This window comes from Lachnoclostridium sp. An14 (assembly GCF_002160755.1).
In the GTDB taxonomy this organism is placed as follows: Bacteria; Bacillota; Clostridia; order Lachnospirales; family Lachnospiraceae; genus Lachnoclostridium_A.
The window spans coordinates 26029-39983 of the sequence record NZ_NFLE01000038.1 but is presented as its reverse complement, the minus strand read 5'-3'; the positions used below and the strand labels follow the sequence as shown (position 1 = coordinate 39983).

The window sequence follows — 13955 nt, the reverse complement described above, 5'->3', positions numbered from 1 at the left end:
GAGCTGGCAGTAAAGCAGGCCATCGCCAATCTGCTGAAAGAGAAAAAGACTGTGGTAATGATTGCTCATACCCTTTCCATCGTCAAAAATGCAGATCAAATCCTTGTGGTATCTGACGGGAAAATTGCTGAAGCTGGTACTCACGATGAATTGCTGGCTAAAGGCGGAAAGTACGCAGCCATGTGGAACGCTGAACAAAAGCTTTCCGCCTGATTGAAAATGGCAATACGTCTGAATATCTTACTTTTGGCGCTCGAATAGTCTTTCATGTTCGAGCGCTCTTTTCATACATACGAGAATTATAGATTTCCCACCTGAGCCGAAGGCCTGTCTCATCCGTCCGTGCCTTTTCCTGTGGTCTATAAACCAGGATACCGTCACGTTTCAAGTGGAATCCGATTATTTGTCATTTCTTTTACAAATATAGGCTATTCCAGAAAGGATAGAGAGAATTCCGCCAATTATCTGAAAACTATTAACAGCGCTATGAGTAAGTACCAGAAATCGTTCTGTTTCCATACCACCGCTGATTTGCAAATAGACTCCCCCATACAACTCTCCTAATGGTATAGCAAAGAAAACGATAAGAATACCTATGAAGACCAATACAACATATTGTTTTTCCACTCTGCTCCCTCCCAATCTGATAACTGCAAACCTACAAATGTGAATAATTGTAGCTATTGAACACGCAAGTTAGAATTGGCTAACTTATGATCAAAAAATAAAACTTTCCGTTTGAATCTGTTTCCAGGCGGACAGCAGCTGCTTTCGCGCACCGTCCGTCTGTGACAAGGAAAGTTTATGGTTCCATCCATTTTTTCCATCCAGCTGTATAAAACTCTCGCAGCCGATCCACATAAGACAAAGCCTTTTCGCGGGACATATCGTGAATGACAACCTCAAAAATACTGTTCATCATTCCGCTGGCCGCGATATGGCACAACGCCCGGTCAAGTTCCGGAACCTGGCGTCCCAGGCGGCGCAGCACCTCCATATAGTGCAGGGTGGCATCCACTTCTATTTCTACCATGTTGTGAATAAAATTTTCATAACCGGTGCCCTCAGCCCGTGTTAAAAGAACCTTAACCGGCTCTGAGTGGCTGCAGATATAATCCACCATCCAGTGTGCATATGCCGCAGATTCTACACCCATATGGGCGGGCTGGTCAACTTCGGGCAAGTCAGCAAAGGTCGTCTGACTCTCCATAAAACGTCCCATCAAGGCCACGGCATGGGGCTCTACAATCGAGTTAAATAACGCCTCTTTGCTGGAAAAATAACCATAAAACGCTCCCGTGGTAACCCCTGCATTTTTTACTATTTGCCGCAGAGAAACGCCTAAGAACCCCTTGTCTAAAAATTCTGTCAAAGCGGCTCGCTGAATATTTTCGAGAGTTGTACCCGTTGTTTCTTCCATTCTGCAGGTCTCCAAATAACAAAGTTATATAACAATATTATAATACAGTTAATCCATATCCTCGTCAAGATTTCCCATTGACAAAATCAATTAAACATGCTAGATTGATAATTAGATTATCGATAATTAAATTATCACAATGAAAGGAGGAGTTTTATGGCTGTTGCCGATCATTCCATTGATCCGCGGATTCTTAAAAGCGCCCGGGCGGAATTCGTGAAGCATGGGTTTGAAAAATCATCCTTAAAAGCCATCTGTGACGGCGCCGGAGTTACCACAGGGGCCCTTTACAAACGGTATAAAGGGAAGGAAGAACTGTTCTGCGCGGTAGTGGAACAGACCGTAGCGGATCTTTACGCAGAGGCCAAACGGCGGGGAAATCTGGATCCTGCTTCCATGACCGATGAACAGCTGATCCGCGCCTGGGAGATGGAAGGAAGCGATATGATGTGGTGGTTCCAGTATCTTTATGAGCGCCGGGAGGATTTTTATCTGCTTTTGGCCTGCTCAGAAGGCACCCGTTACTCAAATTTCCAGCACGACTGGGTAGCCCTTTTGACGAAGGCCACCAGCGCCTTTCTGGAGCAGGCAAAATCCCGGGGGCTCTGCCGGAATGATATCCAGCCGGAGGAACTGCACATCCTGCTCTCCGCTTTCTGGACCACCATTTATGAACCCTTTATCCATCACTTTACCTGGGAGCAGATGGAAAATCACTGCCGGATTGTGTGCCGCCTGTTCCACTGGCATGACGCCCTGGGATTTCTCCAGAGGAAGGAGCCCTCTCTTTGAGGGTTTTTCTTCCGGGCGTAAGTTAGTCCAAACTAATCTAAAAGGAGGTACTTATTTTGTTTCAACAGGTATTGAACTACGCGGGAGAATACAGGAAAACCACCTATCTTTCCATTGCCGTGATGCTGTCCGGCATCATCATGAACGTTCTCCCCTTTTTGTTTCTCTATCAGCTGCTCCGCCCCCTTCTCACCGGGGAGGCTGTGGGCCCGGAGTACATCCTGGCCAGAGTTCTGGCCATCGCCGTCTGCGGTGTTCTCTACGCTTTTTTGTATGTGAAGGGGCTGTCCCTGTCCCACAACGCCGCCTACCATACCCTGCAGAATTTAAGGATTTCCCTGCAGGGAAAGCTGGAAGGACAGCCCCTGGGCGTCATCCAGGAAAAGGGCACCGGTTCCTTAAAGAAGATGTTCATTGACGATGTTGATTCCATCGAGCTTTTGCTGGCCCACGCCCTGCCGGAAGGGCTGGCCAACCTGGCGGTTCCCCTTTTTGTATTTATCGCCATGTTTTTTGTGGACTGGAAGCTGGCCCTTCTCTCCCTGTGCTCTCTCCCCCTGGGCTTCGTGGCCATGGGAGCCATGTATCAGGCCGGCATCAGCAAGATGGACGCCTACTACGGTGCAGCCCGGAAAATGAACAATACCATCGTGGAATATATCAACGGCATGGAAGTGGTCAAGGTGTTTAACCGGGACGGGGATTCCTATCGGCGCTTTGAGGAGGATGTGAGAAGCTACCGTGATTTTACCCTGGACTGGTATAAGGTGTGCTGGCCGTGGATGGCCCTCTACAACAGCATTCTTCCCTGCACGGCGTTATTTACCCTGCCGGTGGGGGCCTGGCTGGTTTTAAAGGGATTTTCCACCCTTCCGGACCTGGCCCTGGTTCTCTGCATGTCCTTCGGGGTGGGCGCTCCTCTCCTGCGCTCCTTGAGCTTCATGTCCACCATGCCCCAGCTGAAATATAAAATCGACGCATTGGAGCATCTGATGGATGCGCCGGCCCTTCAGCAGACAGACGCTTCCTTTTCCGGCGCCGATTACAGCATTTCCTTTGAGGACGTGCGGTTTGCCTACCAGGAAAAAGAGGTGCTTCACGGCATTTCCTTTCAGGCGGCTCCAGGAAGCCTTACGGCCCTGGTGGGGGAATCCGGCTCAGGAAAATCCACGCTGGCAAAACTCCTGGTTCATTACTATGATGTGACCGGGGGATCCATCCGCATCGGCGGGCAGAGGCTTACGGACATGAGCGTGGAATCCTTAAACAAGCAGATTTCCTATGTATCTCAGGAGCAGTTTCTGTTTAACATGAGTCTTCTGGAAAATATCCGTCTGGGAAAACCGGAAGCCTCCGATGAGGAAGTGATGGCTGCCGCTGTCAAAGCCCAGTGCGGCGAATTCCTCTCCCGCCTCCCTGAAGGAATCCATACCATGGCCGGAGACGGGGGGAAGCAGCTTTCCGGCGGGGAACGGCAGAGGATTTCCCTGGCCCGGGCCATCTTAAAGGACGCTCCCATCGTGGTCCTGGATGAGGCTACTGCATTCATGGACCCGGAAAATGAAGAAAAGATGAATGAGGCCATCGGGGAAGTGATTCAGGGAAAAACGGTGGTCGTCATTGCCCACCGTCTGTATTCCATCACCGGGGCGGACCAGATCTGCGTGCTGGACCAGGGACGTCTGGCAGATATGGGAACCCATGAGGAATTACTGAACCGCTGTGAAGCTTACCAGAAATTATGGCATGCCGCGGAGCACAGCGCCCGCTGGGCGGTGAAGCCTGATGCCCTGATTCAGGAAGGAGAGGTCTTATGATCGGTCTGATGAAACGGATTTTAACCGTATCGGGAATTTATCAAAAAAGAATTTTGCTGGCGTTTGTTTTCTCTTTCTTAAAGTCCCTGCTTTCCAAGGCGCCCATCATGCTGGCTTTCCTGGTATTGACCGGCTTTTATGAGGGAAGCATTTCCCCCCGCAGCTGCCTGCTTTTCGGCCTTGCCATGGCTTTGTGCGTGGCCTTTCAGGCTGTTTTCCAGAATATCGCCGACCGGCTTCAGTCCGCCGCCGGGTTTATGGTATTTTCCGATATGCGGATGGAACTGGGCGCCCATTTAAGGCGGATGCCCATGGGATATTTCACGGAAGGCAATATCGGGAAAATCAGTTCCGTACTCTCCTCCGACATGATATTTATCGAGGAAAACTGCATGACGGTCCTGGCCGATATGATGAGCTACATCTTCGCGGAAATCATTATGGTGGTATTTCTCTTCCTGCTGAACCCATGGATTGGACTGATGGCTCTGGCTGTCATCGGCGTGATCCTTTTTGTGGCAGAAGGGATGAAGAAGGAAGCCATGGAAGACTCGGTTCTCAGACAGGAGCAGAACGAACATCTCACCGAGGCGGTCCTGGACTTTGTGGAAGGCATCGGCATCATCAAAACCTATAATCTCCTGGGAGAAAAGTCAAAAGCCCTGTCGGAGAATTTCCGCAGAAGCTGTGAAACCAACCTGAAATTCGAGGAGGACCATTCTCCCTGGCAGCTGCGGCTGAATATTGTCTACGGCCTGGGTTCTGCAGCCATTGCCGGCCTCTCCTTTCTTCTCTGGCGGCAGGGGATGCTGACGATTCCGGATTTAATCGGCATCCTTCTCTTCGTCTTCGACCTGTTCGGCCCCATCAAGGCCCTGTATACCCAGGCCACCCGCCTTACGGTGATGAACAGCTGCATGGACCGGATCGAGGAAGTTTTTTCCCAGCCGGAACTGCCGGATGACGGTCTGGAGAAAATCCCCTCTGCAGGCCATGGCCCGGAGGTGGAATTCCGGAATGTCCGCTTCGGCTACGAAGAAAAAGAGGTGCTTCATGACCTTTCCTTCCTCCTTCCGAAAAACCAGATGCTGGCCCTGGTGGGGCCTTCCGGCGGCGGAAAATCCACCATCGCGAACCTTTTAACCCGCTTCTGGGATGTAAAATCCGGCCAAATCCTGATTCGTGGAACAGATATCCGCAAGGTAAAGCTGGCGGATTTGATGGACCACATTTCCATGGTGTTTCAGCGGGTATACCTGTTTCAGGACACCATCTACAACAATATCAGCATGGGACGGCCGGAGGCCACCCGGGAAGAGGTGATGGAGGCGGCGAAAAAAGCAAGGTGCTACGACTTTATCATGGCGCTGCCTGAGGGATTCGACACCGTCATCGGTGAAGGGGGAGAAAGCCTGTCCGGCGGGGAAAAGCAGCGGATTTCCATCGCCCGGTGTATCTTAAAGGACGCTCCCATTGTGATTCTGGACGAGGCCACGGCCAGCGTGGACGCGGACAATGAAAGCTATATCCAGGAAGCTATCAGCGAACTCTGCCGTGGAAAAACACTCCTGGTCATTGCACACCGCCTGAATACCATACGGGGGGCAGATCAGATTTTGGTGGTGTCAGACGGAACCATCATCCAGCGGGGAAACCATGAGACATTAATGGCCGAGGACGGCGTATACCGGAATTTTGTGGCCGTTCGTCAGCAGAGCCGGGGATGGATGAGGCGCAAGGACGCTTAGTTCCTAATTCCCCGTCCCGGCAGCGTTTTTACTTTTAAAAGTTGATTTATATTTAATACTACTCGGAAACAGAGGATTTCTCCTCTGTTTCTTCTTGTCTGGAAAACATTTGACATCGCTTGTTATCGCGCCTATACTGAAGTTGGTTAACCGTATCAAACCGAAAGGGGGCGTGAGTATTGCTTGCCAATGAAAAACAAACACTCTCCGGCGCGCTTGAGATATTATCACAGTCGGAATTGCCAGATAATTTTGAGGGAATAAAACTATATGGTACCACAGAGGAAGCCAAAGATGAATTGCGTCAGGACTGTAAAATATTCAGGCTGTCGAATGAAACGGGGTATGGACGGGTTACTGTTTATCAGGTTTTTCCGGGTATTGAGCTTTACTATAACGATATGCATATCGGATATTGCAGCCAAAACCAGGCTACTGCAAAAAACATGATAGAGATTAACCATTGTTTAACCGGGCGCTTTGAGTGTAGTTTTGGCGAAAATAGCTGCTGTTATATGGCGGAAGGCGACTTGTCTGTCAGTTCTATGATGAAGAAAAAGTCAAACCCGTGTTTTCCACTGAACCACTATCACGGCATTTCCATTATCATCAATCTGGATGAGTTGTTGCCGGAGGTACGACGGATTATGGAGCTGCTAAATATTGACCTTCACTACATACAAAAATATATATGCGAAGGAAACCGCTGCTGCATTATGCGGGCGAACCCATCTATTGAACATATTTTTTCAGAACTCTATCATGTCCGGGAAAAAAGAAAACCGGGATACATGAAAATTAAGACGCTGGAACTGCTCCTGTTTTTAAGCGACCTCAATACAGCAGAAGAAGTTTTGCAGACGGATTATTACAATCAAAATCAAGTGGCATTGATTAAGGCAGTAGCATCATATATCACGGAGGATTTAACGATACACCACACGATTGAGCAGCTTTCTCAAAAATTTAAGATTTCTACAACTGCGCTAAAAAAATGCTTCCGGGGTGTTTATGGAACCTCCGTTTATTCCTATCTCCGTACCTACCGGCTTCAAGTTGCTCAAAAGCTGCTGCTGGAGACAGCGCTTTCAGTGACGGAGATTGCAAGCAAAATCGGATATGAAAATCCGAACAAATTCACCTCTGCCTTCAAGGAAATGTATGGCAGTTCTCCAACAGAGTACAGAAAGAGTGTCCGTTTGGATAGAAACGGTCCGTATGGAGTGGCGAAGAAGTCTGAGCTATATTAAACTATCCTTTGTCAGATAAAAGCAGAAAGAGCGCTTGAAGCTGGCCTATTTTTTGATTAGTCGGTTAGATAGTGCTAACTTTCTAAAAGACAAAGGAGGGTTTCCAAATGGGAAATGAAAAATCGACAGGTAACAAATATACGGTCAAAGATGCGGCTGTCATCGGTATCTTCTGCGCGGTCATGTTCGTAGTATTTATGGTCTACTCGACTCTGACCGGTGCTTCTCTGTTCTACTCCATGATTTTTAATGCCGCTGGCGCAGCACTTATTCTTGCGCCATTTTATGTTTACATGTGTATGAAAGTCGGTAAGCATGGCCCCGCCCTTGTCTACAATATCATGTGGGCGATTGTCGCCGGACTGATGATGGGGCCGTTTATGATCCCGTGGTTTTTAGGCGGCGGTATTATTGCAGAGCTTTCCATGTGCGGAAAGAATGCTTACCATGACATTAAGCGTGTGTCTATTTCGTGGGTAATCACGGCGCTGGTTCGTGCTGCACATGGTATGTCAGAAATCTGGTTTTTCAGAGATGCGTTCCTCGCTACTGGTGTCAGCGAGCAGCAGGTTCAGGTACAGACCCAGTATTACACCGATCCGAAGTATGTCATTTTGAGCCTGGTTGTTACTGCTATTCTCGCCGTCCTCGGCTGTATGATTAGTAACAAACTGATTGTGAAGCACTTCAGAAAGAGTGGCGCGATTAAATAAGCTATGAACATAAAATTTGATTTTCGGACCAAATTGCTTGTCATAGTTCTCACTATGTCGCTTGTGGCGGTGCTCACAAGCGACATTTTGATATACACGCTTTTGGGAGTTTTAAGTGTGTATCTGATTATTCAGGGCTTTGGCAGGCAGACTATAAAATATCTGATTGTCTGCGGTGTTTTTATTGTGCTGCGGCTGATTTCAGGCGGACAGGGCATTACTATTCTTATGCCGGAAATGTTTCTATTCATGGTGTTGCGTATTTTGATGATGGTTATGGCGGCACAGCCTGTGATTGGTATGCCGCCAGGAGAAGTAGTGGCCGTTTTCAAGAAAATACACGCTCCTGATGGAATTGCTTTACCTGTGACCTTTATGCTGCGTTTCTTTCCCACCGTCCGCAGTGAGTTTTCTGATGTTTTTGCTTCTCTTCGGCTGCGAAAATTACTGTCATGGAAACACCCTCTGGATGCAATGGAGTATATTGTTACACCTGTTATTTTCCGTTCATCCAGAATAGCAGAAGAACTTGCCGCTTCTGCCGAAAGCAGAGGAATATCTAATCCGGGGAAACATACCTGCCGCAGAAAGATAGAATTTCAAAAACGGGATTGGATTATGTGTGTGATTGCTGTTTGCGTAACAGTGCTCTATTTTGTGCTGGAAAGGACGGTAGCGTAATGGAAAATTTTAAGACAAGACGATCCGTTATCCAGTTTGAAGATGTATCTTTTGAATATCCGGGAGCGGAGACAGAAAGTATCCATCATATTGACCTTGATGTAAAAGAAGGCGAGTTTCTTGTACTGACTGGCGGGAGTGGCTGCGGAAAGACAACACTGACACGGCTGATAAACGGATTGGCTGAACAATTTTACGAAGGGACGATGAAAGGGCGCATCACATTGTTGGGGCGGAGCATATCTGAATATCCTCTGTATGAAATCGGGAAAAAAGTAGGCTCGATTTTTCAAGATCCCCGGAGCCAGTTTTTTGCCAGCATTACAGAGGATGAAATTGCATTCGGTTGTGAGAATTACGGCGTTCCTTATGAGGAATTGGATGGGCGGGTTTCAAATGCTATCAAACGCATTAACGGAGATATGCTACGCGGGAAAGAAATTTATCCCATGTCCAGCGGTGAAAAACAGAAAATAGCGGTGGCCTCCGTCAACGCTGTTAATCCGGAAATTTATGTGTTTGACGAACCATCGGCCAATCTGGATATGTATTCTGTTGAGGCGCTGAAAAATCTGATGCGTGAGCTGAAATCAGAAGGTCACACAATCATTGTTGCTGAACACAGGCTTTATTATCTTACTGGCCTTGCAGACCGCTTCCTCTACATGGAAAACGGGAGCATAAAAGAAGAATGGACACCTGAAGAATTGCTTTCCATGCCGGAGGCAAAAAGACAAAATATCGGAATAAGGGCAGCGGATTTACGCCACATTGAAGTAGACATTCCTTCCAGAAAAGAAACGGATGTGACTTTGGAAGTAAAGGGGCTGGCCTTTTCCTACCGTAACCATCCGGTTTTCCATGACATATCTTTCCAGGCGTATGCCGGTGATCTGATTGCGATTATAGGACATAATGGAATAGGAAAAACCACTTTGTCAAACATTCTTTGCGGAATGCAAAAAGAAAAAGCAGGACAGATTTTATATAACGGGAAAGATGTTCCGAAAGGCAGACGAAAAAACTTTGCCTATTTTGTTATGCAGAATACAGATTGCCAGTTATTTGGGGACAGTGTAGAGGAAGAATTACTCTTGAACGGAAAAGGCAGCACGCAGGAGCAGAGGGATGATCTGCTGAAAATGTATGGTCTGTTTGAGTGGAAAGAAAGGCACCCGGCTACCCTTTCCGGCGGGCAGAAGCAAAGGCTCACTCTTGCTGTATCTGATTGGATAGATACCCCCATTTTGATTTTAGATGAACCCACCAGCGGTCTTGATTATAAAAATATGCTGCGAATATCCGAGCATTTGAAGGCGCTGGCTCAAAAAGGAAAGACTATTTTAATCATTACCCATGATTATGAATTTGCCGCTATGACTTGTAATCGGGTTCTTCACTTCATTGATGAAGGCCATGCAGAAACATTTCCCCTGCAAGGAAGCCTGCCCCGGTTATATTCCTGCCTCATGTGCCAGTGAGTTATGTGTCTGATTGGATAGACCTGCCCTGTATGGAGTGGCAAAAACAACTGAATGATTTTATGATAATAGGTGAGTTAGAAAATGCTAACCCACCTATTATTGCGAAAGGAGCCTTGCTTATGGATAAGCAAAAAAATGGAGAGCTGTCCAGAATGTTCAGTTATGCAGGGAATTACCATGTTCTGACCATTTTGGGCTGTGTCCTCTCCGGAATTAGTACCATTTTGTCTATGCTGCCTTTTGGTTGTATATGGCTTGTGATCCGTGATTTGATCCAGGCATTCGCTGCGGGGGATATAGCTCTTGCAACGGAAAGCACTCGTTATGCGTGGATGGCAGTCGTGTTTGCAGCAGCAAGTATTTTAATTTATTTCATCTCTTTGAACTGTACCCATCTGGCGGCGTTTCGTACAGCGACCAATATGCGGAAAACAGCAATTCACCATATTGTGACACTGCCGTTGGGCTATTTCAGCCAAAATGCCAGTGGACGGCTGCGGAAAATCATTGATGATAACGCAGGGCTTACAGAAGGGTTCCTGGCCCATCAGCTCCCGGATTTGACCGGTGCAGCCATCATGCCGGTTGCGGTTATTATTTTGATTTTCCTCTTTGACTGGCGGCTGGGAATTTGCTGTCTGATACCTATGGGGATCAGCGTCATTTTTTTGAAACAGATGATGGGCGGAGATAATGCACAGTTTATGAGCAAGTACATGACCGCATTGGAAACAATGAACAAAGAGGCCGTGGAATACATTCGCGGTATCCCTGTTGTAAAGGTGTTTCAGCAGACAATTTACTCCTTCAAAAATTTCCATGCAGCGATAGAAGAATATGAGAAATTTGCTTCCGGGTATGCTTTGAAATGTCGTATTCCTCTTACCGGATTTACAGTAACGCTGAACGGCACATTTGTTTTGCTGATTCCGGTGGTTATGTTTATTCTATCCGGGATCAGCGGACAGGCGGCTTATGAAAATGTTGTACTGGATTTCCTGTTTTATAGTCTGTTTACCCCGGTCTGTGCAACTATGATGAACCGTATCATGTTTGCCAGTGAGCAGCTTATGGCCGCAAAAAGCGCAGTCAGCCGAGTGGACGAAATTTTGCAGGAAAAGCCATTAATGGAGCCGGAGCATCCTATGATTCCGGCAGACGCTTCGATTGTGTTTTCGGATGTGTCTTTTTCCTATCCAGGTGCCACAGAAAAAGCCTTAGACCATATCAGCTTTGTGGTTCCAGCAGGGAAAACGGTTGCGCTTGTTGGAGCTTCTGGCAGTGGTAAAAGTACGGCGGCAAGCCTCATCCCCCGATTTTATGATGTTCAGTCAGGTTCCGTTACGATTGGCGGCGTGGATGTCCGCAATATTGAAAAACGAGAACTGATGAAAAGAGTTGCTTTTGTGTTTCAGAATACCCGCCTGTTCAAAGACACCTTACTTAATAATATTAAGGCGGCCCGTCCAGACGCCACCAGGGAAGAAGTGATGAAAGCGGCCAATGAAGCACAGTGCAAAGATATTATTGACCGGCTCCCGGATGGACTTGATACGCTCGTTGGAACAGGAGGTACTTATCTCTCAGGAGGCGAAAACCAGAGGATTGCGTTGGCAAGAGCAGTCTTAAAAGATGCCCCCATTATCGTACTTGACGAAGCCACAGCATTTGCAGACGCCGAGAACGAACACCAGATACAGCTTGCCTTTGAGCGGTTGACCCAAAATAAAACTATTTTGATGATAGCCCACCGGCTTTCTACGATACAGGATGCAGACCTCATCCTGGTCTTTAAGGATGGACAGATTGCAGAAAGGGGGACACATGAAGAACTATTAAACTTAAATGGAATTTATTCTTCTATGTGGAAGGATTACCAGACTTCGATTGCATGGAAGGTCGGAAAGGAGAGCGAATAGCATGATTAAAGCATTGAAAAACAAGTATGCGTTGAGCGATCAGGGGACAAAAGACCTGCTGAAAGGAATTATTTATTCCGTACTGGCAAATATCAGTCTTATGTTTCCGGTTATTCTTCTGGCCATCGTCCTCAATCAACTTCTTGCGCCTGTTTTGGGAACGAATGCACCGGAAATCAGCGCCATCGTTTATACGGTGATTGGAATAGTGATTTTAGCCGTTGTTTTTATATTCCACTATTGCCAGTACACTGCAACATATCTCGGAACCTATGACGAAAGCGCCAGGCGGCGCATTGGTCTTGCGGAAAAATTGCGTACTCTTCCGCTGACCTTTTTCCATCAGCGCGATCTTGCTGATCTGACAAGCACCATTATGGGGGACTGTGCAAATTTTGAACACGCATTTTCCCATACAGTTCCGCAATTCTTTGGAGCTGTTATCTCAACTGGTATTGTTTGTATTGGTCTGTTGATCTTCAACTGGCAGATGGGGCTGGCACTTCTCTGGGTAGCTCCGATTTCCTTTGCAATCGTAATTCTGTCGCGGAAATGCCAGGAAAAACTTAGCAAAAAACACATGAACGCCAGATTAGAACTGGCCGAAGGTATTCAGGAATGTTTGGAAACTGTACAGGATATAAAAGCCTGCAACCAGGAGGAAGATTATCTCCGCAAATTGGATGCAAAGATGGATGCTGCGGAAAAGGCACAGATTTCTTCTGAAATGACGACAGCGAGCCTGCTGACAACTGGACAGATGTTCCTGCGGCTCGGTTTGGCAACGGTGATTGTTGTGGGTAACAGTCTTGTGGTAAATGGAGATACGTCCCTGTTTACCTATATCCTGTTTTTGATTGCTGCCTCCCGCCTGTATGATCCGCTTTCCGGGGCGATGGCAAATATGGCAGAGCTGTTTTCTGTACAGCTTCAAGTGAACCGCTTGAAAGAAATTGAAGATTACCCGGAAGAAACCGGCGAGAAAGAAATCCGTACAAACGGATACGATATTACTTTCGACCATGTCCGGTTTTCTTATGAAAAAGACAAACCAGTGCTGCGGGATGTTTCGTTTACTGCAAAGCAGGGACAAGTTACAGCATTGGTCGGCCCATCCGGTGGAGGCAAAAGTACCGTTGCAAAGCTGGCGGCAAAATTCTATCCACTGGATGGAGGAAGAATACTTTTAGGCGGAACCGATATTGCCCCACTCAATTCAACCATGCTGATGAAAAATTTCTCTATCGTTTTTCAAGATGTCGTACTTTTTAACAACACCATCATGGAGAATATTCGTGTTGGCAAGAAAGACGCTACGGACGAGGAAGTAATTGCTGCAGCGAAAGCGGCTCAGTGTGATGAATTTATTTCAAAATTGCCGGACGGCTATCAGACGGTGATCGGAGAAAACGGTTCTACATTATCTGGCGGCGAGTGCCAGCGCCTTTCTATCGCCCGCGCCCTTTTGAAAGATGCTCCTGTTATTCTCCTGGATGAAGCTACTGCCTCTCTTGACGTAGACAATGAAACAGAAATCCAAAATGCAATTTCAAAGCTGGTCAAGGGAAAGACAGTTCTTATTATCGCCCATAGAATGAGAACGGTTGAAGCTGCTGATAACATCATTGTACTGTCGGATGGCATTGTAGCCGAAAATGGAACCCATGAGGAACTTATGAAGGAAAACGGACTATATCACCGGCTGGTCGATTTGCAGACGGCTTCTGCAAATTGGAAGTTAAGTGTTTAGCTTGCAATAAGGAGATACTAATGAAACTTCATGTGTCCAGGCGGAGTATATGGGGCATTCTTGTTCTCTAAGTAAGAAGACAGACATGGTTCGCTCCGTAGACGCGGCCCGACACATGGAGGTATCAAAGTCCAGTTTGTACCATGCAGCGGCTGCCTTGCGGGACGGCGGAGGCCGATGCCTATGTAATAATACATACATTTTCCCTTGATGTGTTTTCACCAGCCGGGTCGGCACATCCATAAAGCCCCTCATGTTTTTTCCTAATATCTTCATTCATCTACAATTCTGTATCTTCCGCAATCGTATTTGAACTATTTCCTGCTAAATTTGTATTGACAGCATTACCCATTTGTCCTATAATCAAAACAGTGTTATAAA

At 47.1% G+C, this 13955-nt stretch carries 11 protein-coding genes and 1 pseudogene; 10 read left to right on the top strand and 2 right to left on the bottom strand.

The window, feature by feature from the left end:
* Positions 1 to 213 (top strand): annotated as a pseudogene (locus B5E84_RS16765) (ABC transporter ATP-binding protein); the annotation flags it as partial.
* Between the two features lie 186 nt (positions 214 to 399).
* On the opposite strand, the gene B5E84_RS16760 reads toward B5E84_RS16765, so the two are convergent.
* Positions 400 to 627: a hypothetical protein gene (locus B5E84_RS16760; RefSeq protein WP_087224918.1), complete on the bottom strand. Its 228-nt coding sequence runs from the start codon at positions 625 to 627 to the stop codon at positions 400 to 402.
* A gap of 175 nt (positions 628 to 802) precedes the next feature.
* Entirely contained in the window at positions 803 to 1420 is a 618-nt protein-coding gene (locus B5E84_RS16755) for a TetR/AcrR family transcriptional regulator (protein WP_087224916.1), read from the bottom strand.
* Positions 1421 to 1576: 156 nt separating this feature from the next.
* Here B5E84_RS16755 and B5E84_RS16750 point away from each other — a divergent pair, with 156 nt between their 5' ends.
* The 9 genes from B5E84_RS16750 to B5E84_RS16710 all read left to right on the top strand — a co-directional run bounded on the left by B5E84_RS16750 (position 1577) and on the right by B5E84_RS16710 (position 13574).
* A complete protein-coding gene (locus B5E84_RS16750) occupies positions 1577 to 2212 on the top strand; it encodes a TetR/AcrR family transcriptional regulator (protein WP_087224912.1) in 636 nt (211 codons plus the stop codon).
* Positions 2213 to 2268: 56 nt separating this feature from the next.
* Entirely contained in the window at positions 2269 to 4029 is a 1761-nt protein-coding gene (locus tag B5E84_RS16745) for an ABC transporter ATP-binding protein (protein ID WP_087224909.1), read from the top strand.
* The gene (locus tag B5E84_RS16740) at positions 4026 to 5777 is read left to right on the top strand and encodes an ABC transporter ATP-binding protein (protein ID WP_087224906.1); all 1752 of its coding nucleotides are present in this window, start codon (positions 4026 to 4028) and stop codon (positions 5775 to 5777) included. Before B5E84_RS16745 ends, B5E84_RS16740 begins: the two co-directional genes overlap by 4 nt.
* A gap of 179 nt (positions 5778 to 5956) precedes the next feature.
* Positions 5957 to 7027, top strand: a complete 1071-nt coding sequence (locus B5E84_RS16735) for a helix-turn-helix domain-containing protein (RefSeq protein WP_087224903.1) — start codon at positions 5957 to 5959, stop codon at positions 7025 to 7027.
* Positions 7028 to 7134: 107 nt separating this feature from the next.
* Positions 7135 to 7740, top strand: a complete 606-nt coding sequence (locus tag B5E84_RS16730) for an MptD family putative ECF transporter S component (RefSeq protein WP_087224900.1) — start codon at positions 7135 to 7137, stop codon at positions 7738 to 7740.
* A 3-nt stretch (positions 7741 to 7743) separates the two neighbouring features.
* On the top strand, positions 7744 to 8421 hold the full coding sequence (locus B5E84_RS16725; RefSeq protein ID WP_087224897.1) for an energy-coupling factor transporter transmembrane component T family protein: 678 nt from the start codon (positions 7744 to 7746) through the stop codon (positions 8419 to 8421).
* The gene (locus B5E84_RS16720) at positions 8421 to 9902 is read left to right on the top strand and encodes an ABC transporter ATP-binding protein (protein WP_087224895.1); all 1482 of its coding nucleotides are present in this window, start codon (positions 8421 to 8423) and stop codon (positions 9900 to 9902) included. Before B5E84_RS16725 ends, B5E84_RS16720 begins: the two co-directional genes overlap by 1 nt.
* 122 nt (positions 9903 to 10024) lie before the next feature.
* Positions 10025 to 11824 carry an ABC transporter ATP-binding protein gene (locus B5E84_RS16715; protein WP_087224927.1) on the top strand — a complete coding sequence of 600 codons (1800 nt, stop codon included), beginning with the start codon at positions 10025 to 10027 and terminating at the stop codon, positions 11822 to 11824.
* A 1-nt stretch (position 11825) separates the two neighbouring features.
* Positions 11826 to 13574: an ABC transporter ATP-binding protein gene (locus tag B5E84_RS16710; RefSeq protein ID WP_087224892.1), complete on the top strand. Its 1749-nt coding sequence runs from the start codon at positions 11826 to 11828 to the stop codon at positions 13572 to 13574.
* Positions 13575 to 13955: the final 381 nt, after the last annotated feature.